Genomic DNA, 20,260 nt, shown 5'->3' with positions numbered 1-20,260 from the left:
GCGGTCCCCGCGGCGATGACATGGAGTCGACGATGACCAACAACCCCGGCTACCAGCGCGGCGAGCTGACCGTGCACCCCGACCCGGCCGAGCTCGCGCGCGTCACCCGCGCGCTGCGGGCGACCGGTCGCAAGGTGCACCTGGTGCCCACGATGGGCGCGCTGCACCGCGGTCACCTGGAGCTGATCAAGCGGGCGAAGCAGGACATCAACGCCGTCGTGGTGGTGTCGATCTTCGTCAACCCGCTGCAGTTCGGCCCGAACGAGGACTTCGACCGCTACCCGCGCACCTTCGACGCCGACGTCGAGGCCTGCCGCGAGGCCGGTGTGGGCCTGGTCTTCGCGCCAACGGTGGACGGGATGTACGGCGGCGGCCGCGAGCTGTCGGTGCACGCCGGCCCGCTGGGCGAGGAGCTGGAGGGCGCCACCCGCAAGGGGCACTTCGACGGGATGCTCACCGTGGTGCTCAAGCTGCTCAACATCGTCCGCCCGGACCTGGCGTTCTTCGGCGAGAAGGACTACCAGCAGCTGGTGCTGATCCGGAAGATGGCGCGGCAGTTCAACCTGGACTCCCAGATCCAGGGCATCCCCACCGTCCGCGAGTCCGACGGGCTGGCCCTGTCCAGCCGCAACGTCTACCTCGACTCCGACCAGCGCCGCGCGGCCCTGGCGCTGTCGGCGTCGCTGACCGCCGGTGCGCACGCCGCCGTGGGCGGCCCGGAAGCGGTGCTCAAGGCCGCCCGCGAGGTGCTGGCCACCGAACCCCTGGTGCAGCCGGACTACCTGGAACTGCGCGATCCGGAGCTGGGCCCGGCCCCGGCGTCCGGGGAGGCGCGACTGCTGGTGGCCGCGAAGGTCGGTTCCACCAGGCTGATCGACAACGCGATGGTCCTGCTCGGCGAGTGAAATCCGGCCCCTAGGAGGTCAGCGATGTTCCGCACGATGTTGAAGTCCAAGATCCACCGGGCCACCGTCACCCAGGCCGACCTGCACTACGTCGGCTCGGTGACCGTCGACAAGGACCTGATGGAGGCCGCCGACCTGCTCGAGGGCGAGCAGGTGGCGATCGTCGACGTCACCAACGGCGCCCGCCTGGAGACCTACGTGATCACCGGTGAGCGCGGTTCCGGCGTCATCGGGATCAACGGCGCCGCCGCGCACCTGATCGAGCCCGGCGACATCGTCATCCTCATCGCCTACGGCGTGATGGACGAGCTGGAGGCCCGCTCGTTCAAGCCCAAGGTGATCTTCGTCGACGCCGACAACAAGCCGGTCGAGCTGGGCGACAACCCCGGTCACGCCCCGGAGGGTTCGGGCCTGCTCACCTCCCAGGCGGATGCCGAAACCGACGACGCGGCCAAGCTGGACGCACTGCTCCAGCAACCAGAGAACTGATCGGATCAAGAGTCTGTGGTCGGCTTGCTCAGCGGTGCGGGTAGCGGAAACCCCGGGGGAGAGCGCAGACGTCTTCTGGCTCCGGGATCCGCGACGACCAATACGCGGCGCTGCGGCTGTCCTCACCAGGAGACGTCTGAGAACCCGCGGCGGTGCCAATTGCTCAGGTGGGGCAAGGAGAAAGCACCTTCGGCGCTTGCCTGATGCGTGCTTTCGTGTGAAGGGATAGTTCGTGCTGCTGGCCATTGACGTCGGAAACACCAACATCGTCCTCGGGCTGTACGACGACGTCGATGATCCGCCGGATCTCGCCGCGACGTTGGTCCGGGACTGGCGGATGCGCACCGAGCCGCGGATGACAGCCGACGAGATGGCGCTGACCATGCGGGGCCTGCTCGGCGAGTACGCCGAGAAGATCACCGGCATCGCGGCGCTGTCCACGGTCCCGGCGCTGCTGCGCGAGCTTCGGGTGATGCTGGGGCGCTACTGGGCCGACGTGCCCCGGGTGGTCGTGGAGCCCGGCGTGCGAACCGGGGTGCCGCTGCTGGTGGACAACCCGAAGGAGGTCGGCGCCGACCGCGTGATCAACACGCTGGCCGCGCACCACCTGCACGCCACCAACTGCGTGGTCGTCGACTTCGGCACCTCGACCAACATCGACGTCATCTCCGCCAAGGGCGAATTCCTCGGCGGTGCCTTCGCCCCTGGTGTGGAGATCTCGCTGGACGCGTTGGCCTCGCGCGCCGCGCAGTTGCGCAAGGTGGAGTTGGTCCGCCCGCGTTCGGTGATTGGAAAAAACACCGTCGAATGCCTGCAATCCGGAATTCTTTTCGGATTCGCCGGTCAGGTCGACGGACTCGTCCGCCGAATCGTCGACGAACTCGAAGCCACCCACGGCGGACCCACCACCGTCCTGGCCACCGGAGGCCTGGCCCCCTTGGTCTTCTCCGAGTCCACGACGATCACCCACCACGTCCCGGACCTCACCCTCCTGGGCCTGCGCCTGGTCTACGACCGAAACTTCCGCTGATCCCAACCGTCAGGCAAGCAGGCCGCTGGAAAGACATTCCTAGTCACTACGTACCCTGTTTTGCGTGACTGACCAGGACCGTTCCAATCCCCCGGCAACCAGCGCTGACGGCGTCGAAGACCTGCCGGAACAGATGCGGATCCGGCGGGAGAAGCGGGAGCGCCTGCTCGACGCCGGAGTCGACCCCTACCCGGTGACGCTGCCCATCACGCACGGGCTCGCCGAGATCCGCTCCGCCCACGAGGGCCTGGAGCCCGACACCGCGACCGGTGAGCAGGTCGGCGTGGCCGGCCGCGTCATGTTCCTGCGCAACACCGGCAAGCTCTGCTTCGCCACGCTGCGCGCGGGCGACGGGACCGAGCTGCAGGCGATGCTCAGCCTCAAGCAGGTCGGCGAGGAATCGCTGACGTCCTGGAAGGGCGAAGTCGATCTCGGCGACCACGTTTTCGTGCACGGCGAGGTCATCACCTCCCGGCGCGGTGAGCTTTCGGTGATGGCCGATGAATGGCGGATGGCGGCGAAGTCGCTGCGTCCCCTTCCGGTCATGCACAAGGAACTCGGCGAGGAAATGCGCGTCCGGCAGCGCTACGTCGACCTGATCGTGCGCAAGCAGGCCGCCGACACGGTCCGCACGCGCGCCGCGGTGCAGCGCTCGCTGCGCGATTCCTTCGAACAGCGCGGATACGTCGAGGTGGAAACCCCGATGCTGCAGACGTTGCAGGGCGGTGCCGCCGCTCGTCCGTTCACGACGCATTCCAACGCCTTCGACATCGACTTGTTCCTGCGCATCGCGCCGGAGTTGTATCTGAAGCGTTGCGTTGTCGGCGGGATCGAGAAGGTTTTCGAGATCAACCGAAACTTCCGCAACGAAGGCAGTGATTCTTCCCACTCGCCCGAGTTCGCGATGCTCGAGTTCTACCAGGCCTATGCCGACTACAACGACATGGCCGATCTGACCAGGTCGCTCATCCAGGAAGCGGCCGAGCGGGTCACCGGTTCGCAGGTCGTGACGTGGTTCGACGGAACCGAGTACGACCTCTCCGGCGAGTGGGCGACGCTGACGATGTACGAGTCGTTGTCCGAAGCGCTGGAATCCGAGATCACCCCGGAAACTCCGGCTGAGGCGCTGCGCAAGCACGCGGACGCGCTCGGATTGCAGGTCGATCCGAAGATGGGCCACGGCAAGCTCGTGGAAGAGCTGTGGGAGCACACCGTCGGTGACCATTTGACGGCCCCCACGTTCGTCCGCGACTTCCCGGTGGAGACCTCCCCGCTGACTCGGCAGCACCGCGAGAAGGCGGGTGTTGCGGAAAAGTGGGATCTCTACGTTCGCGGCTTCGAGCTCGCGACCGGTTACTCGGAACTCGTGGACCCGGTCGTGGAACGGCAGCGGCTGGAGGAGCAGGCCAAGCTCGCGGCGGCCGGAGATGACGAGGCCATGCCGGTCGACGAGGACTTTCTGCGCGCTCTGGAGTACGGAATGCCTCCCAGCGGCGGCGTTGGAATGGGTATCGACCGGTTGTTGATGGCGTTGACCGGTCTCGGTATCCGGGAGACGATCCTGTTCCCGTTGGTCCGCCCGGAATGACCCGATCAGGGCGGCTCAACAGAATTTTGTGGACAGGATGAGTGCATTATCGGAGTTGCTGCGCTAACCTGACCTCAGAATGTGTCGGAGACGGCTTTTGACGTGCTTGTCCAAGGGCTGACGTACTTGCCCAAGTGCGGCTGGCGTTCTGGCGAGGGGGTTTCCGCTCCCAGCAGATGGTTGCTGTCCCGCTAATGCACAGTTTTTGCTCGGGGAGGACTTAGAAGATGGCGCAGAAGGTCACTGTCACCCTTGTCGACGATCTGGACGGTGGGCAGGCCGACGAAACCGTCGAGTTCGGATTGGACGGCGTCTCCTACCAGATCGACCTTTCCGCCGACAATGCCGGAGACCTGCGGGAGGCGCTCGCCAACTACGTCTCCAACGCGCGTCGCGCCGGTGGCCGGAAGAAGCCGGGGCCGCGTCCGGGGGCCGCATCGCGTTCCTCCAGCGGCGGCGGTTCCACCAGCGCCGACCGCGAGCAGAACCAGGCCATTCGGGAATGGGCTCGCAAGCGCGGCCTGAAGGTGTCCGACCGCGGCCGCATCCCGGCCGACATCGTCGAGCAGTACCACCAGGCGAACTGAAGTCGCGTTCAAGAGGCGTTTGCCGGGTCGTCGGGGCCCGGTAAACGCCTCTTGTTGCGTTCGGATAACTCATTTCCCTGGTTTAACGCGTTTGATCAACTCTTCCCGAAAATCGCTGGCATGACGGCTCGGGTGGCACGTCCGCAACGGCTCTTCAACTTTTCCGGCCGGGAGCGGAACAACTGCCGCCGCTATCGGCTGTGACGGCGAACATTCGAACCCGCCCTGTCGGTGCGGCTTAGGTTGTCCTAACCTAGGCACGTCCGGTGAACACCGAAGGGGAGTGGGACGTGGCTCGAACGGAGGCTCCGGTGGGGCCGCCCACGTCGGAAACCGCGTCCGCCGCGCCTGGTGAGCGCCTGAAGCGCAGACGATCCCGCCGTCTGACCGGCCTCGGGATCCTGCTGCTCGTGCTGATCGCCAGCGCCGTGCTCAGCGTCGCGGTCGGCGCCAAGACGATTCCGCTCGGCGATGTCTGGAGCGGCCTGGTCGCGCCCAGCGGCACCGAGAACGACCTGATCATCCAGGAGCTGCGGATCCCGCGGACCCTCGCCGGCGTGCTGGCCGGCACCGCGCTGGGCCTGGCCGGTGCGCTGATGCAGGGCCACACCCGCAACCCGCTCGCCGACCCCGGCATCCTCGGCATCACGCAGGGCGCGGGCCTCGGCGTCGTGCTCGCCGTCTACACCTTCGGCATCACCACGCTGTTCGGCTTCATCTGGTTCGGCTTCGCCGGTTCGCTGATCGGCGCGCTGGCGGTGTTCGCGATCGGTTCGATGGGCCGCGGCGGCGCCACCCCGGTGACGCTGGCGCTGGCCGGCATGGCGATCAGCTCGCTGCTGCACGCGATCACCTCCGCGCTGGTGCTCACCGACCAGCAGACGATGGACACCTACCGGTTCTGGAAGGTCGGCTCGATCGCCATCACCGACGCCTCGGTGCTGCCGCAGGTCGCTCCCTTCCTGATCGTCGGCCTGGTGCTGGGCCTGGCCAACGCGACCAGCCTCAACGCGCTGTCGCTGGGCGACGACGTGGCCAGCTCGCTGGGCCACCGGGTGGTGTGGGCGCGCCGCGCCGGGATCGCGGCGGTGAGCGTGCTGGTCGGTGCCGCCGTGGCGATCTGCGGCCCGATCGGCTTCGTCGGCCTGGTCGTGCCGCACGTCGCCCGCTACTTCACCGGCGCCGACTACCGCTGGCTGCTGCCCTTCGCGGCGCTGCTCGGCGCCTCGCTGGTGCTGCTGACCGACGTGCTCGGGCGCGTCGTCGCCCGGCCCGCGGAGGTCCAGGTGGGCGTGATGCTGGCGATGGTCGGCGCCCCGTTCTTCATCGCGCTCGTGCGACGCCGGAAGTTGGTGCGGCTATGACGGCGACCGTTCAGGAGCGCCCGGTCGAGGAGGTCACCGGGCGCCGACCGCTGCGCGTCGGCCCGTTCTCCGGCGTGCTGCGGCTGCGGCCGCTGCTGGCGCTGGTCGGCGGCCTGCTGGTGCTGCTGGCGGTGTTCGTCCTCGACGTCGGGATCGGCGAGTACCAGATCAGCCCGCCGGAGGTGCTCAGCACGCTCTTCGGCGGCGGCGACCGGGCGCAGTCGATCATCATCTGGGAACTGCGGATGCCGCGCGGGCTGACCGCCCTGTTCGTGGGCGCCGCGCTCGGCCTGGCCGGTGCGATCATGCAGGCGCTGGCCCGCAACCCGCTGGCCAGCCCGGACATGCTGGGCATCACCTGGGGCGCCGGGTGCGCGGCGGTCGCGGTGATCGTGTTCGCCGGGACCGCGGGCAGCCTGGCCGGTGCGCTGTCGGACTACGGGCTGCCTGCGGTGGCGCTGGTCGGTGGCCTGATCACCGGCGTGGCGGTCTACCTGCTGGCCTACCGGCGCGGCGTGGACTCCTACCGGTTGGTGCTGGTCGGCGTGGGTGTCAGCGCGCTGGCCGGCAACGCCGTCTACTGGCTGCTGACCGTCGGCGACGTCAACGACGCCGGTCGGGCGATGGTGTGGCTGACCGGCAGCCTCAACGCGCGCGGCTGGGAGCACGTGGTGCCGACCGGCGTCGCGCTGGCGGTGCTGGTCCCGCTCACGCTCGTCGGCGCGCACGTGCTGGGGGCGCTGCAGTTCGACGACGACACGGTCTGCGGGCTCGGCGTGCGGATGGACCTGGCGCGTGGCTTCCTGCTGTTCGCCTCGGTGGTGCTGGCCTCGATCGCCACCGCGGCCGCGGGCCCGATCCAGTTCGTCGCGCTGGCCACCCCGCAGATCGCGCTGCGGGTCGCGCGCACCTCGCGCCCGCCGCTGCTGACCTCGGCCGTGCTCGGCGCGGCGCTGGTGGTCGGTTCGGACGTGATCGCCCGGACCGCGTTCGGCTCCCTGGAACTGCCGGTCGGCATCGTGACCGCGATCCTGGGCGCCCCGTACCTGATCTACCTGCTCATCCGTCGGTACCGGGAGGTCCGAGCATGACCGCGTCCGCCTCTGCCCACACCGAGCAGGCTCCGGCCGGCACCGACCGGCTCCGCGCGCGGGACCTGAAGCTGGCCTACGGCGAGCGGGTCGTCGCCGACGGGCTGGACTTCGAGGTCGTCGGCGGCACGATCACGGCGGTGATCGGTCCCAACGGCTGCGGCAAGTCGACGCTGCTGCGCGCCCTCGGACGCCTGCTGCAACCGGCGCGCGGCGAGGTGCTGCTGGACGGCAAGAAGATCCACAAGATGTCGACCAAGGAGGTCGCCCGGATCCTCGGCGTGCTGCCGCAGTCGCCCGCGGCGCCGGAGGGGCTGACCGTGGCCGACCTGGTCGCGCGCGGCAGGCACCCGCACCAGTCCTGGTACCGGCAGTGGTCCAGCGACGACGAGTCGGCGGTGGCCGAGGCGCTGGCCATGACGGGCATCGGTGACCTGGCGGAACGCACCCTCGACGAGCTCTCCGGTGGTCAGCGGCAGCGCGCCTGGCTGTCGATGGCGCTGGCGCAGGGCACCGACCTGCTGCTGCTGGACGAGCCGACCACCTACCTCGACCTCTCGCACCAGGTGGACGTGCTGGAGCTGGTCGGCAGGCTGCACGATGAGAGCGGGCGGACCGTGGTGATGGTGCTGCACGACCTCAACCTGGCCGCCCGCTACGCCGACCGCTTGGTGGCGATGAAGGGCGGCAGCATCGTCGCGTCGGGCAAACCGGACGAGGTCCTCACCGAGGAGCTCCTGGCCGACGTGTTCGACCTCCGCGCCCGCGTGATTCCCGATCCGGTGGCGGGTACCCCGATGGTGGTCCCGATCGGGGGACGGCGAGCCGGAGCCTAGGCGTGAACACGGTGCGTCACGGCTCGGCGGGAGCTGTTCGCGCTCAGCGGAACGGCCCCGAGATCAGGAATCCTGCAGGCCAACGCGCCGTTGGGCAGTGTGCCGCGCAAGAATGTGGCGCAGCGGGCACGGACCGCGACCGGGGTTGGCTACTACAGTGGTCCCCAAGAGTGCTGAACCCGTCGTGGATCGCGGCGTAGCGCTAAAGCCGTGTCCCGGAACTAGACCGCCGGCGCAGCAGTCAGGGAGTGCGAATGTTCGAGAGGTTCACCGACCGCGCGAGGCGGGTGGTTGTCCTGGCCCAGGAAGAGGCCCGGATGCTCAACCACAACTACATCGGCACCGAGCACATTCTCCTGGGCTTGATCCACGAGGGTGAGGGTGTCGCCGCCAAGGCGCTGGAGTCGCTGGGTATCGCGCTTGAGGGCGTGCGCCAGCAGGTCGAGGAGATCATCGGCCAGGGGCAGCAGGCCCCCAGCGGACACATCCCGTTCACCCCACGGGCCAAGAAGGTGCTGGAGCTGTCGCTGCGGGAGGCGCTGCAGCTCGGCCACAACTACATCGGCACCGAGCACATCCTGCTCGGGCTGATCCGCGAGGGCGAGGGCGTCGCCGCCCAGGTGCTCGTCAAGCTCGGTGCGGACCTCAACCGGGTGCGCCAGCAGGTCCTGCAGCTGCTGTCCGGTTACCAGGGCAAGGAGCCGGCCGAGGCCGGCGGCCGCGGCGAGGGCACGCCGTCGTCGTCGCTGGTGCTGGACCAGTTCGGCCGCAACCTCACCCAGGCAGCGCGCGAGGGCAAGCTCGACCCGGTCATCGGCCGGGACAAGGAGATCGAGCGGATCATGCAGGTCCTCTCGCGGCGCACCAAGAACAACCCGGTGCTCATCGGTGAAGCCGGCGTCGGCAAGACCGCCGTCGTCGAGGGCCTCGCCTCGCAGGTGGTCAAGGGCGAGGTGCCCGAGACCCTCAAGGACAAGCAGCTCTACACCCTCGACCTGGGTTCGCTGGTCGCCGGTTCCCGCTACCGCGGTGACTTCGAGGAGCGCCTGAAGAAGGTGCTCAAGGAGATCAAGACCCGCGGCGACATCATCTTGTTCATCGACGAGATCCACACGCTGGTCGGTGCCGGTGCCGCCGAGGGCGCGATCGACGCCGCCAGCATCCTCAAGCCGATGCTGGCCCGCGGTGAGCTGCAGACCATCGGTGCCACCACGCTCGAGGAGTACCGCAAGTACGTCGAGAAGGACCCCGCGCTGGAGCGCCGCTTCCAGCCGATCCAGGTCGGCGAGCCGTCGCTGGAGCACACCGTCGAGATCCTCAAGGGCCTGCGGGACCGCTACGAGGCGCACCACCGCGTGTCGATCACCGACGGCGCGCTGGTGTCGGCGGCCAGCCTGGCCGACCGCTACATCAACGACCGGTACCTGCCGGACAAGGCGATCGACCTGATCGACGAGGCCGGTGCCCGGATGCGCATCCGCCGGATGACCGCTCCGCCGGACCTGCGCGAGTTCGACGAGAAGATCGCCGAGGTCCGCCGCGAGAAGGAGTCCGCGATCGACGCGCAGGACTTCGAGCGGGCCGCCCGCCTGCGGGACGAGGAGAAGCAGCTCCTCGGCCAGAAGGAGGAGCGCGAGAAGCAGTGGAAGGCCGGTGACCTGGACGTCGTCGCCGAGGTCGACGACGAGCAGATCGCCGAGGTGCTGGCCAACTGGACCGGCATCCCAGTCTTCAAGCTCACCGAGGAGGAGACCACCCGTCTGCTCCGCATGGAGGACGAGCTCCACAAGCGGATCATCGGCCAGAACGACGCGGTCAAGGCCGTGTCCCAGGCGATCCGCCGCACCCGCGCTGGCCTGAAGGACCCGAAGCGCCCGTCCGGCTCGTTCATCTTCGCCGGCCCGTCCGGTGTCGGTAAGACCGAGCTGTCCAAGGCGCTGGCGGAGTTCCTCTTCGGCGACGACGACGCGCTCGTGCAGATCGACATGGGTGAGTTCCACGACCGCTACACCGCCTCGCGGCTGTTCGGCGCCCCGCCCGGGTACGTCGGCTACGAGGAGGGCGGCCAGCTCACCGAGAAGGTCCGCCGCAAGCCGTTCTCCGTGGTCCTGTTCGACGAGATCGAGAAGGCCCACCAGGAGATCTACAACACGCTGCTGCAGGTGTTGGAGGACGGTCGTCTCACCGACGGCCAGGGCCGCACGGTGGATTTCAAGAACACGGTGCTGATCTTCACCTCGAACCTCGGCACGCAGGACATCTCCAAGGCCGTCGGCCTGGGCTTCTCCAGTGGTCAGGGCGCTGAGTCCAACTACGAGCGGATGAAGTCCAAGGTCAACGAGGAGATGAAGAAGCACTTCCGGCCGGAGTTCCTCAACCGGATCGACGACGTGATCGTCTTCCACCAGCTCACGGAGAACGAGATCGTCCAGATGGTCGACCTGCTCTCCAACCGCGTGGAGAAGGCGCTCAAGGGCAAGGACATGGCCCTGGAGCTCACCGACACGGCGAAGAAGCTGCTGGCCAAGCGCGGGTTCGACCCGGTGCTGGGTGCGCGGCCGCTGCGCCGGACGATCCAGCGGGAGATCGAGGACAAGCTGTCCGAGAAGATCCTGTTCGGCGAGGTCGAGCCGGGGCAGATCGTCATCGTCGACGTCGAGGGCTGGGAAGGCGAAGGGCCGGACGACAAGGCCCACTTCACCTTCCGCGGTGAGCCCAAGCCGTCCGCGGTGCCGGACGCCCCGCCGGTCAGCGTCTCCGCCCAGGGCGAGGACCAGCAGGACCCCGGCCCCGCGGCGCCCGCCCCCGCGGACCGCGCCCCCGCCCCCGCACCTCTCGCAGGTGCGGGGGCCGTTTCGCTCGACTGGGCCGCGGTTCTGGAACTGCTCGGCAGGACCGCCCGCTGACCTGGGAAGGTCATCGGATCCGGTGAATCTCCTCGGTGGGGTGGTCTGCCGACACGCGGGCGAACTGCACCGTCGGGGCCTCCGAGACGGCCTGCTCGCGGCGGTTGTTGCGGACGCGGACGGCCACGAACACCGCGACGGTGAGCACCGAGGTGATCACCACGGCCCGGGACAGCAGCCCCGCGTACTGCTCGACGAGGTACCAGTGCTGGCCGAGCAGGTAGCCGGCGAGAACGAAGATGGTGTTCCAGATCAGGCTGCCCAGCGTCGTGAACAGGGCGAACGTGCTCAGCCGCATCCGCTCGACACCGGCGGGCAGCGAGATGAAGCTGCGGAACAGCGGGATCATCCGGCCGAAGAACACGGCCTTCACGCCGTGCTTGGCGAACCACGCCTCGGTCTTGTCGATGTCGGAGAGCTTCACCAGCGGCAGCTTCGCGGCGATCGCCCGCGTCCGCTCCCGGCCCAGCGACGCGCCGAGCCCGTAGAGCGCCATCGCGCCGACCAGCGACCCGAGCGTGGTCCACAGGACCGCGCCGAGCACCGACATGTTCCCCTGGCTGGCGGTGAACCCGGCCAGCGGCAGGATCAGCTCGGAGGGGATCGGCGGGAACAGGTTCTCCAGGGCGATGATCAAACCCGCGCCGGGCCCGCCGAGGGTCTCCATCACCCCGATGACCCAGGCGGTGAAGCCGGTGGGCTGGGCGGACGTGGCGGCTGTCGTCGTCAGATCCATGCGGGGTGAACTCCGGGGTCGAATGCCGTTTCAATCCATGATTCCAGCGGGATCGGACGTTTCACCTCCGAGAGGTGTGAGCTGTGGCACTCTCCGGCGTGTCCGGTGATCTTTGGCACGCTGGCGGCACAACCATTCGGGGACGTCAGACGTCCTGATGGCCGGGAGCTCGGCGAAAGACGGAGGCGGCGATGACGCGGACGGCGCACGAAGTGCTCGACGATCCGGCGGACGACGTCGCCCGCAAACCCGGTGGCGGCTGCACGACCGCGCTGTTGTCGCTGCTCACGCTGGGCTTCCTCGCCTGGGCGGCGCTGCCGATCGTCGAGCTCGACGTCGAGCGCTACACGGTCGCGCTGACCGCGCTGACCCAGTACGCCGTGATCGCCGGAGCGGTCCTGGTGCTGCTCGGCCTGCTGCTGCGGCGCTGGCTGAACGTCCTGTTCGCGCTGCTCGCCACGGTGGCGCTGGTCTACACGGTCGCGCCGCGGGTGATCCCGGACCCGGTGGTGGCCGAGGGCGAGGCGCTGCGGGTGCTGTCGGTCAACACCTACTTCGGCGGCGCCGACGCGGCCAAGATCGTCGAGGAGGTCCGCAACCGCGGGGTCGACGTGCTCAGCCTGCAGGAGCTCACCCCGGAGATGGTCACCGAGCTGGAGCGGGCCGGTCTGTTCGCCGAGCTGCCGAACCGGGTGCTGCAAGCGGGCCCGAAGGCCGACGGAACCGGGATCGTCTCCCGCTACCCGCTGCGCGAGCTCTCACTGGTGCCGACGACGACGCTGGCGCAACCGTCCGCGCTGGTGGACGTGCCGACCGGACGGGACGTGGAGTTCGTGGCGGTGCACCCGATCTACCCGATGGGCGCCGACACCACACCGGTCTGGCAACGCGACCTGGTCGCGCTGCCGGAACCGTCGCTGACCGGGCAGCCCAGGGTGATGGCGGGCGACTTCAACGCGACCCTCGACCACACGCGGCTCAAGGACCTCATCGGTCGCGGCTACGTCGACGCCGCCGGGGCGCTCGGCGAGGGCTTGACGCCGACGTGGCCGTCGGGCTGGACGGCGCCGCCGGTGACCATCGACCACGTGCTGTCCTCCGGCGGCGTGCTGCCGGAGGACTACGAGGTCGTCGACATCCCGGGCAGCGACCACAGGGCCGTGTTCACGACCCTGCGCGTCGCCGGCTGACTCACTTCTCCGGGTGCGAACCCAGCACGACCTCGAACTCCAGCAGGCTGGAGCCGGACGCGACGGGGTTCTTGCGCTCGCCCGCGTGAGCCTCCTTGGCCGGGCCGTTGGCCCAGTTCTGGAAGTCCTCCTCGGTCTCCCACTTCGTGTAGACGAAGTAGCGGTTGTCGCCCTTCACCGGGCGCAGCAGCTCGAAGCCCAGGAAACCGGGCGCGTCGTCGACCGAGCCGTGCCGGGAAGCGAAGCGCTTCTCCAGCTCCGGGCCGGAACCTTCGGGGACCTCGATCGCATTGATCTTCACAACAGCCATGAGCCAAGCCTACGAGCGAACGCCCCGACGCACCGTGTCTCGTCGATCTCACCCGCGTTGGCTCAGAGCTCGATCTGCGGGTGCAGGCGCCCGAGCGTCCACGTGCGCTGGCGGTGCACGACGGCCGTGGTCAGCAGGACCACCGCCAGCAGCACGCACCCGAGCACGATCAGGTCCCGGTACAGGTGCACCTCCAGACCACCGGAGATCGTCACCCGCAACCCGTCCACCAGGTACGTCATCGGCAGGAACGGGTGGATCGCCTGGAACGGCGTCGGCGTTGTCTCCATCGGGTAGAGCCCACCTGACGCGGTGAGCTGCACGATCAGCAGCACCAGCGACAGCAGGTCGCCGACCGCGCCCAGCGCGGTGCGCAGCAGGTGGTCGATCGACACGAACGTCACCGCCGCCAGCGACAGCAGCCCGACCGTCCACCACACGCTCACCGGGTTCAGCCCGAGCCCGAAGTTGACCACCGCGAACAGCACCAGCCCGCCGATCACCCCGAGCGCCGCCGCGGGCAGCAGCCCGGCGACGGCGATCGTGAACGGGTTGACCTTGTCCGCGAGCGCCCTCAGGTTCACCGGCTTGAGCAGCAGGTACGCGAACAGCCCGAACACCCACAGCGCGATCCCGAAGAAGAACGGCGCCAGCCCGCGCCCGTAGACGTAGGCGGGGTTGAGGTTGTCGGTGCGGATCTCGGTCGGCGACCCCAGCACGTCGGCCGCGCGGGACACCTCCGTCGGGTTGGTCGGCGGGATCCGGCGCAGCGTGTCGTCGATCATCCCCTGCAGGTCCCGCGACCCGTCGTTGAGCTGGCCCGCCCCGGTCTGCAGCACGTTGCTGCCCGCCACCAGCGAGTTCAGCCCGCCCGCGATGCCCTGCGAACCCGACGCGACCTGTGTCGTCCCGGAGTGCAGCGTGTCCACCGGCGCGGTGATCGACCGGACCCGCTCCTGCAGCGGGCCCATGCTCGACTGCACCGCCCGCGCCCGCCGGTTGGCCTCCTCCGCGGTGCGCAGCGCCTCGCGCGCCCGCGAGTCGGCCGAGGCAGCGCCGGACGCGATCCGGCCGGAGGTGTCCAGCGCCTGCTCGTACGCCGGATCACCGCGCAGCTCCGGGTGCGACCTGCCCAGCCCCTGCACCGCCGAAAGCCCGTCCGCGGCCTGCTGTTCCAGCAGCCCCGTCGCGGTGGAGATCGAGGTCAAGCTGCTGACCGCGACACCGCTGGCGTTGACCAGCGAGTTCACCGCGCCCGGCAGCTGGTCGGCGGTGAAGTCGGCGATGGTGTTCAGCTGCCGGTCCAGCTGACCGGTCGCCTGCGAGATGTCCCGCACCCCGTTGGACACCAGGCTCGTGCCGTCCCGCACGCCGCCGAGGCCGCGGGTGAGCGCCGCCGTGCCCTGCTGGCTCAGCGCGGTGCCGTCGACCAGCTTCTTCGACGCCTCCGACGCGGCTTGCAGCTTCTCCCGCATCTGGCCGAGCTCGCCGTAGAGGGCGCGGGCGAAGCTGGCGTGCGCGGCGGCGTTGATCTGGTTCTGCAGCTCGGGCTTGACGGTGTCGGCCATGATCCCGGCGATGAAGCCGTTCGCGTCGTTCTTGGTCAGCCGCACGGCCGCGCGCTGCGGGTTGCCGTCGGCGGCCGCGGCGAGCTTGGCGCTGAAGTCCGTGGGCACCTCGATGACGAAGTAGTAGCGGCCCTCGGCGAGTCCGCGCCGCGCGTCGGTGCCGCGCACGAACCGCCAGTCGAAGACGTCGTTGACCTTGAGCTGCTTGATGAACTGCACGCCCGCGTCGAGGTGCTCGCCCTGCCGGTCCACCGCCCGGTCGTTGTTGACCACCGCCACCGGAACGCGGTCGAGCTTGCCGTAGGGGTCCCAGTTCGACCACAGGTACAGCGACCCGTACAGCAGCGGCACCAGGATCAGGACGAGCGGGACCAGCCGGAGCAGCGGGCCTCGGAAGCGCCGCAGTTCCAGCCAGGCGAGTCGAACGGCCTTCACCTGCCGCCCTTTTCCGACATCTCGATCTCCGCGGTCGGCTCGTGGAACCGGCCCGCGGGCAGGCGCACCACGTTGACGTCGCCGGACGGGCGGTCGGTGGTGCTGGCGATCACCGTCATCCCGATCCTGGTGACCTCGCGCAACGCAGCCCACACCCGTGCCCGGCCGGGCTGGGTGAGGCCCTCGTCCACGTCGTCCACCACGATCCCGGCGGGCGCCGGGGCGGCGGCGAGCCCCACCGCGAGCAGCAGCCGCTCCTCCGGCGGCAGCTCGCCGATCAGCAGCGATCGGTCCACGTCCAGTCCGACGAGCTCCAAGCCCAGCTCGATGGAGGCCTTGTTGGTGCCGCTGATCAGCCTGCGCTCGGTGATCGCCTCCCGGACCCGGTGCCGGTCCTCCAGCTCGCAGCCCGGGCGCAACCGAGCCGGCCGGATCAGCTTGCGCACCCTGCGCGCCTTGCGCGGCAACGCGAAACCGTCCACGTCCAGCTCACCGGTGATGATCCGCAGCCGCCCGCACAGCACCAGCAGCAACGACGTTCGCCCGGAACCGCTGGGCCCGGTCACCGCGGTCAGCGAACCGGGCTCGACGCGGAGGTCCAGGTTGGCGAACACGACGCCTTCCGGCCCCTTCGCGGCGATCCCGTGCGCGAGGATGCCCGCGCCGAGGACGTACATGATTCCTCCCCTCGAATAGTGGAGGCAATGCACGTACAAAGTGGCCGCTAGATCGCGTCCCGGCAACTCGTAATGATCTGCGGTTATGTGACCTGGAGCAGGACGTCGGTGTCTCCGGTGCGCGTGTCGAGGACGCTGACCTCGCGGACCGCGGCCCGCACCGGTTCGGGAGGCAGGAGCGCGGTGAAGGCGCGCGCCAGCTGGTCGGTGTCGAGGCCCTTGGTCAGCACGCAGCAGGGGACCCAGGCGCCGGGGAAGTAGTAGGCCGACGGGTTCTTCACCTCGCCCGCCAGCACGTCGTGCACCGCCGAGTGCACCGCCAGCAGCTCGGTGTCGACGACCGCGCCCAGCAGCAGCACCCGCTCGTCACCGGGCAGCGCGCCCAGGGTGTGCAGCCACAGGTCCGGGATCGACAGCAGCTCCAGCTCGCCGCGCAGCGCCTTGCGAGCCGGGGGAGGGATGCTGCCCGCGACGGCCAGCGTCACCCTCGGCCGGTGCCCAGCGCCGGGAATCCCCGCCGCGTCGAGGCGTTCCCACAGCTCGCGGATCCGCGACTCGGTCTCGTCGTCGAAGTGGAACACCAGCGCGTCGGCCATCAGCGCTCCCCGGGGAGGGCGAAGCGGCCGTCGTCGGTCTGCTCGACCAGGCCGTCCACCAGCAGCGAGTCCAGGCAGCGGTCGCGCTGACCGGGCTCGTTCCAGGCGGCGTCGAGCTGCTCGCGGGTGACCGGGCCGGTCGAACCCCGCAGCACGTCCAGCAACCTGCCGCGCACCTGGCGGTCGGTGCCCGCGAACTTCTGCACCTTCTTCGGCGGACCCGCGTAGGCCGGGCGGCCGTTGTGCTGCCAGGCGCAGTCCGCGGCGATCGGGCACCGCTCGCAGCTCGGCGAGCGGACGGTGCACACGACCTGCCCGAGCTCCATCAACGCCGCCGACAGCGTGGCGGCGGGCCCGTCCTCGGACGGCAGCAGGACGTCCACATCGGCCAGATCGCGCTTGGTCGACGGCGGGCCCGCGTCACCGGCTCCGTGCACCGCGCGCGCCACCACGCGGCGGACGTTGGTGTCGACCACCGGAGCGCGCCTGCCGTAGGCGAAAGCCGCCACCGCGCGGGCGGTGTAGGCGCCGATGCCGGGCAGCGCGAGCAAGGTGTCCACATCGGACGGAACGACGTCGTCGTGGTCGGCGGCGATCGTCGCTGCGGCCTCGTGCAGCCGCAGCGCGCGACGCGGGTAGCCGAGCTTGCCCCAGGCGCGCAGCACCTCGCCCTGCGACTCGGCGGCCAGGTCGGAAGGACGCGGCCAGCGGCGCATCCACTCCTCCCAGATCGGCTGCACGCGGTTGACCGGCGTCTGCTGCAGCATCGTCTCGCTGACCAGCACGCCCCAGCCGGTCACGCCCGCAGCGCGCCAGGGCAGCGGGCGGGCGGTGGCGGTGAACCAGTCGGCCAGTGCGTCGAGGTCGAGCCGGGTGTCGGCTGCGGTGGTGGGACTGTTCATGGCGGATTCGATACTGCCAGGTGGTCGGTGATCGCCCGGAAGAAGGCCGGTGATCACCGTCGGCAGCAGCGGATACGCCCCATCGGGCGATCATCGAAAGGTCCATTCAGCGTATTCAACGAGTTACTGTCAGTTCGTGTTTGATCCGAACGGTCCATTGCCACCTGCGGTGTACTGGCGTCGCCGTGCGGTGGCGATCGCGGTGTCGCTGTTAGTGGTGGCGCTGCTCGGATGGGGTGTGATCGCCCTGGTCGCAGGCTCCGGTGAACCCGAGTCGGCGCCGCGAGCGGCCGGAACCCCCGGTCAGCCCGTGGCGGTGGCCGCCGACAGCACACCGCAGGCATGTCCCGACGAGGCGATGCGCGTCGCCGCCGAAACCGGGCAGCCGGCGTTCCGGGTGGGCGAGCGGATCGCGCTCGCCGTCGTCGTCACCAACACCAGCCCGCGTCCGTGCCTGCGCGACCTCAACCGGATGCTCCGCGAGATCGAGGTGACCACCCCGGCCGGACGGCACGTGTGGTCCAGCAACGACTGCTACGCCGAATCGACCAACGAGCAGCCCGTCCTCGAACCCGGCAAGCCCGTCCGCAACGACGTCCTGTGGGCCGGGCTGACCTCCGCACCCGGCTGCGCCGCCCGGCAGGACCGCGTCCCGCCCGGCGACTACGTCGCCGTCGCCAGGCTCACCTCGCTGACCAGCGCTCCGGTGCCGTTCCGCGTGGTTCCCTAGTCCGCGTCCGGCTTCGGCTCCGAAGCCTGCTTGCGGCGGCGGACGAGCTTGAGCGCGTCCTTGATGGTCGCGACCTCGGTGACCTTGATGCCCTTGGGCAGCGGTCCCGGGTCCGGCGGGACCAGCGCCCGGTCGAACCCGAGCCGCGCGGCCTCCGCCAGGCGCCGGCCGACCCCGTTGACGCGGCGGATCTCCCCGGCGAGACCGACCTCGCCGATCACCACCAGGTTCGGCGGCAGCGGGCGCCCGGTCTGCGAGGACGCCACCGCCATCGCGATCGCCAGGTCGGCGGCCGGCTCACCGATCTTGGTGCCGCCGACCGTCGCCGCGAACACGTCGTGCGAGCCGGTCGGGATGTGCCCGTGCTTGCCCAGCACTGCCAGCATCATCGACACCCGGGCCGAGTCCAGGCCGCTCACCGAGCGGCGCGGCATCGCCATCTCGGTCTTCATCAGCAGCGCCTGGATCTCCACCAGCAGCGGTCGCTTGCCCTCGACCATGACCGTGACCGCGGTGCCGTCCACGGCCGCTTCCTGGCGGTTGATGAACAGCCCCGACGGGTCCGGGACCTCGGCGATGCCGTCGTCGCGCTGCTCGAAGCAGCCGACCTCGTCGGACGGGCCGAAGCGGTTCTTCACCCCGCGCAGCATCCGCAGCGAGGAGTGCCGGTCGCCCTCGAACTGCAGCACCACGTCCACCAGGTGCTCCAGCACGCGCGGCCCGGCGACCGCGCCGTCCTTGGTGACGTGCCCGACCAGCACGACCGGCAGCCCGCGCTCCTTGGCCAGGGCCACCAGCGCGGTCGTCACCGCCCGCACCTGCGTGACGCCGCCCGGGCTGCCGTCGGCGTCGGGCGACTGGACGGTCTGCACGGAGTCGACGATCAGCAGGCCGGGCTTGACCGCGTCGACGTGGCCCAGCACCGCCGACAGGTCGCTCTCAGCGCCCAGGAACAGCTCGGGGTGCACCGAGTCGGTCCGCTCGGCCCGAAGCCGGACCTGCCCCGCGGACTCCTCGCCGGTGACGTACAGGGACGCGCCGGGCGAGGCCCCGGAGGCCCAGCGGTGCGCGACCTCCAGCAGGAGTGTGCTCTTCCCCACACCGGGCTCGCCCGCGAGCAGCACCACGGCCCCGGGCACGATCCCGCCGCCGAGCACCCGGTCCAGCTCGCCGATGCCGGTCGACACCGACCGCGCCGAGTCCAGGTCCACCTCGGCGATCGGCCGCGCCGGCGTGCTCGGCGCACCGGCCGACACCTTCGCCAGCGCCGGTCGGGCTGGTGCGGCCTCCTCGATCGTCCCCCAGGCCTGGCACCCGGGGCACCGCCCCACCCACTTGGCGACCTCATGACCGCAATCGGCGCAGCGGAAGGCAGGGCGAGAAGCGCGAGTCTTGGGCGGCACGACCAGAGGCTATCCACCCACCCCGACGATCACCGGTGCGGACTCGCCGGAGCACGCCCGAGGCCCCACGACCCGGATTACCGCCGTAATCGGGACCCGGATTACCGCCGTAATCAGGGTTCCCGAGCACCGGCGTAATGATGGGCCCGAATACCGGCGTAATCAGGGACCGGAATACCGCCCTGATCAGGGTCGTGACGCGCCGAAGCCCGGGGTGATCGCCGTGATCGCCCCGGGCTTCAGGTGAGTTCTTCGGGTCAGTGACCGCCGCCGGCCTGGTGGCCTCCGGGGGCGGGGCTGCCGTGCTCGGGGCGCGGGTTGTGGTCCGAGCCGATCGGGACCTGCACGGTGACCTGACCGGCCTGGGCGAACACGAAGGTCACCGGCACGGTCACGCCGGGCGTGATGTCCTGCTTGAACCCGTTCAGCGTGATCTGCACCTTGCGCTGGTCGGCGCTCGCCGGCTGCGCCGACGGGCCGGTCGCGTGCAGGGCGGTGTGGCTCGGCAGGTCGGTGGTGCCGCTGACCTGCGCCGATGCCGCGTACGGGCTGGAGACCTGCACGAGCTTGTCGTTCGGGCCCTCGTTGCTCAGGACGAGCTCCAGCGGCGCCGAGGAGCCCGCGCGGTAGAACGCGCCCTCGGTCGGGAAGGCGAGCGTGGCGTTGCGGACGGCGACCTGCTTCGCGTCGCCGCTACCGCCGTTGACGGCGGCAACCTGCGTGTCGGTCTCGGTGACCTGACCGGCACTGCAGCCGGCGAGGGCGACGACGGCGCCGAGCCCGAGTGCGGCCGGGATCAACCGCAGGCGGACGGCCTTGAGGTGCTGAGGGCGGCTCACGGTTGCAGCGTCCCTTCCTGATTGCCGGACAACCACGTGGAGCTTAATCCCCGCCCGACGGGGGTCGCGCAGGGGCTT

The 20,260-nt window shown here is 69.9% G+C and carries 18 protein-coding genes and 1 pseudogene; 11 read left to right on the top strand and 8 right to left on the bottom strand.

Annotated features, from left to right (window positions below; genetic code table 11):
- Nucleotides 1-32: 32 nt before the first annotated feature.
- The 9 genes and pseudogenes from panC to R4I43_RS18385 form a co-directional block, all read left to right on the top strand.
- Nucleotides 33-905, top strand: coding sequence for a pantoate--beta-alanine ligase (panC, locus tag R4I43_RS18425; RefSeq protein WP_324266873.1), 873 nt, complete (start codon nt 33-35; stop codon nt 903-905).
- Between the two features lie 24 nt (nt 906-929).
- The gene (panD, locus tag R4I43_RS18420) at nt 930-1,394 is read left to right on the top strand and encodes an aspartate 1-decarboxylase (RefSeq protein ID WP_324266872.1); all 465 of its coding nucleotides are present in this window, start codon (nt 930-932) and stop codon (nt 1,392-1,394) included.
- A 232-nt stretch (nt 1,395-1,626) separates the two neighbouring features.
- Entirely contained in the window at nt 1,627-2,424 is a 798-nt protein-coding gene (locus tag R4I43_RS18415) for a type III pantothenate kinase (RefSeq protein ID WP_324266871.1), read from the top strand.
- Between the two features lie 133 nt (nt 2,425-2,557).
- Nucleotides 2,558-4,012, top strand: coding sequence for a lysine--tRNA ligase (lysS, locus tag R4I43_RS18410; RefSeq protein ID WP_324266935.1), 1,455 nt, complete (start codon nt 2,558-2,560; stop codon nt 4,010-4,012).
- A gap of 227 nt (nt 4,013-4,239) precedes the next feature.
- Nucleotides 4,240-4,599, top strand: a complete 360-nt coding sequence (locus R4I43_RS18405; protein ID WP_324266870.1) for a histone-like nucleoid-structuring protein Lsr2 — start codon at nt 4,240-4,242, stop codon at nt 4,597-4,599.
- A gap of 290 nt (nt 4,600-4,889) precedes the next feature.
- A complete protein-coding gene (locus R4I43_RS18400) occupies nt 4,890-5,963 on the top strand; it encodes a FecCD family ABC transporter permease (protein ID WP_324266869.1) in 1,074 nt (357 codons plus the stop codon).
- Nucleotides 5,960-7,054: a FecCD family ABC transporter permease gene (locus R4I43_RS18395; protein ID WP_324266868.1), complete on the top strand. Its 1,095-nt coding sequence runs from the start codon at nt 5,960-5,962 to the stop codon at nt 7,052-7,054. The genes R4I43_RS18400 and R4I43_RS18395 overlap by 4 nt, the downstream gene beginning before the upstream one ends.
- Nucleotides 7,051-7,890 (top strand): ABC transporter ATP-binding protein, encoded by an 840-nt coding sequence (locus R4I43_RS18390; protein ID WP_324266867.1) that lies wholly within the window; start codon nt 7,051-7,053, stop codon nt 7,888-7,890. The genes R4I43_RS18395 and R4I43_RS18390 overlap by 4 nt, the downstream gene beginning before the upstream one ends.
- A 254-nt stretch (nt 7,891-8,144) precedes the next feature.
- Nucleotides 8,145-10,628, top strand: a pseudogene (locus tag R4I43_RS18385) (ATP-dependent Clp protease ATP-binding subunit); the annotation flags it as partial.
- A 178-nt stretch (nt 10,629-10,806) separates the two neighbouring features.
- On the opposite strand, the gene R4I43_RS18380 reads toward R4I43_RS18385, so the two are convergent.
- Nucleotides 10,807-11,532 carry a DedA family protein gene (locus R4I43_RS18380; RefSeq protein ID WP_324266866.1) on the bottom strand — a complete coding sequence of 242 codons (726 nt, stop codon included), beginning with the start codon at nt 11,530-11,532 and terminating at the stop codon, nt 10,807-10,809.
- A 191-nt stretch (nt 11,533-11,723) separates the two neighbouring features.
- Here R4I43_RS18380 and R4I43_RS18375 point away from each other — a divergent pair, with 191 nt between their 5' ends.
- A complete protein-coding gene (locus R4I43_RS18375; RefSeq protein WP_324266865.1) occupies nt 11,724-12,722 on the top strand; it encodes an endonuclease/exonuclease/phosphatase family protein in 999 nt (332 codons plus the stop codon).
- A gap of 1 nt (nt 12,723) precedes the next feature.
- Here R4I43_RS18375 and R4I43_RS18370 read toward each other — a convergent pair whose 3' ends face one another.
- The 5 genes from R4I43_RS18370 to R4I43_RS18350 form a co-directional block, all read right to left on the bottom strand.
- Entirely contained in the window at nt 12,724-13,032 is a 309-nt protein-coding gene (locus tag R4I43_RS18370) for an antibiotic biosynthesis monooxygenase family protein (RefSeq protein WP_132623375.1), read from the bottom strand.
- A 62-nt stretch (nt 13,033-13,094) separates the two neighbouring features.
- A complete protein-coding gene (locus R4I43_RS18365) occupies nt 13,095-15,035 on the bottom strand; it encodes a YhgE/Pip domain-containing protein (protein WP_324266864.1) in 1,941 nt (646 codons plus the stop codon).
- On the bottom strand, nt 15,032-15,712 hold the full coding sequence (locus R4I43_RS18360) for an ATP-binding cassette domain-containing protein (protein WP_324266863.1): 681 nt from the start codon (nt 15,710-15,712) through the stop codon (nt 15,032-15,034). The genes R4I43_RS18365 and R4I43_RS18360 overlap by 4 nt, the downstream gene beginning before the upstream one ends.
- 83 nt (nt 15,713-15,795) lie before the next feature.
- Complete coding sequence (locus R4I43_RS18355; protein WP_324266862.1) at nt 15,796-16,308, bottom strand: 2'-5' RNA ligase family protein; 513 nt, start codon at nt 16,306-16,308, stop codon at nt 15,796-15,798.
- Nucleotides 16,308-17,210: an A/G-specific adenine glycosylase gene (locus R4I43_RS18350; protein WP_324266861.1), complete on the bottom strand. Its 903-nt coding sequence runs from the start codon at nt 17,208-17,210 to the stop codon at nt 16,308-16,310. The genes R4I43_RS18355 and R4I43_RS18350 overlap by 1 nt, the downstream gene beginning before the upstream one ends.
- Nucleotides 17,211-17,346: 136 nt before the next feature.
- Here R4I43_RS18350 and R4I43_RS18345 point away from each other — a divergent pair, with 136 nt between their 5' ends.
- Nucleotides 17,347-17,940: a hypothetical protein gene (locus R4I43_RS18345; RefSeq protein ID WP_324266860.1), complete on the top strand. Its 594-nt coding sequence runs from the start codon at nt 17,347-17,349 to the stop codon at nt 17,938-17,940.
- On the opposite strand, the gene radA is transcribed toward R4I43_RS18345, so the two are convergent.
- Both radA and R4I43_RS18335 read right to left on the bottom strand, forming a co-directional pair.
- The gene (gene radA / locus R4I43_RS18340; protein ID WP_324266859.1) at nt 17,937-19,343 is read right to left on the bottom strand and encodes a DNA repair protein RadA; all 1,407 of its coding nucleotides are present in this window, start codon (nt 19,341-19,343) and stop codon (nt 17,937-17,939) included. The genes R4I43_RS18345 and radA overlap by 4 nt on opposite strands.
- Before the next feature lie 257 nt (nt 19,344-19,600).
- Nucleotides 19,601-20,182: a copper chaperone PCu(A)C gene (locus tag R4I43_RS18335; protein ID WP_324266858.1), complete on the bottom strand. Its 582-nt coding sequence runs from the start codon at nt 20,180-20,182 to the stop codon at nt 19,601-19,603.
- Nucleotides 20,183-20,260 lie beyond the last annotated feature (78 nt).

Origin of the sequence: Saccharopolyspora mangrovi (genome assembly GCF_035320975.1) — a bacterium.
Lineage (GTDB): Bacteria > Actinomycetota > Actinomycetes > Mycobacteriales > Pseudonocardiaceae > Saccharopolyspora > Saccharopolyspora mangrovi.
This window is presented reverse-complemented; position numbering and strand designations above follow the sequence as displayed.

Bases quoted from the DNA above. Each gene is read 5' to 3' on its own strand.
- panC (WP_324266873.1), top strand. From the start codon at position 33: ATGACCAACAACCCCGGCTACCAGCGCGGCGAGCTGACCGTGCACCCC.
- panD (WP_324266872.1), top strand. From the start codon at position 930: ATGTTCCGCACGATGTTGAAGTCCAAGATCCACCGGGCCACCGTCACC.
- lysS (WP_324266935.1), top strand. From the start codon at position 2,558: ATGCGGATCCGGCGGGAGAAGCGGGAGCGCCTGCTCGACGCCGGAGTC.
- R4I43_RS18405 (WP_324266870.1), top strand. From the start codon at position 4,240: ATGGCGCAGAAGGTCACTGTCACCCTTGTCGACGATCTGGACGGTGGG.
- R4I43_RS18395 (WP_324266868.1), top strand. From the start codon at position 5,960: ATGACGGCGACCGTTCAGGAGCGCCCGGTCGAGGAGGTCACCGGGCGC.
- R4I43_RS18390 (WP_324266867.1), top strand. From the start codon at position 7,051: ATGACCGCGTCCGCCTCTGCCCACACCGAGCAGGCTCCGGCCGGCACC.
- R4I43_RS18380 (WP_324266866.1), bottom strand. From the start codon at position 11,532: ATGGATCTGACGACGACAGCCGCCACGTCCGCCCAGCCCACCGGCTTC.
- R4I43_RS18375 (WP_324266865.1), top strand. From the start codon at position 11,724: ATGACGCGGACGGCGCACGAAGTGCTCGACGATCCGGCGGACGACGTC.
- R4I43_RS18370 (WP_132623375.1), bottom strand. From the start codon at position 13,032: ATGGCTGTTGTGAAGATCAATGCGATCGAGGTCCCCGAAGGTTCCGGC.
- R4I43_RS18360 (WP_324266863.1), bottom strand. From the start codon at position 15,712: ATGTACGTCCTCGGCGCGGGCATCCTCGCGCACGGGATCGCCGCGAAG.
- R4I43_RS18355 (WP_324266862.1), bottom strand. From the start codon at position 16,308: ATGGCCGACGCGCTGGTGTTCCACTTCGACGACGAGACCGAGTCGCGG.
- R4I43_RS18350 (WP_324266861.1), bottom strand. From the start codon at position 17,210: ATGAACAGTCCCACCACCGCAGCCGACACCCGGCTCGACCTCGACGCA.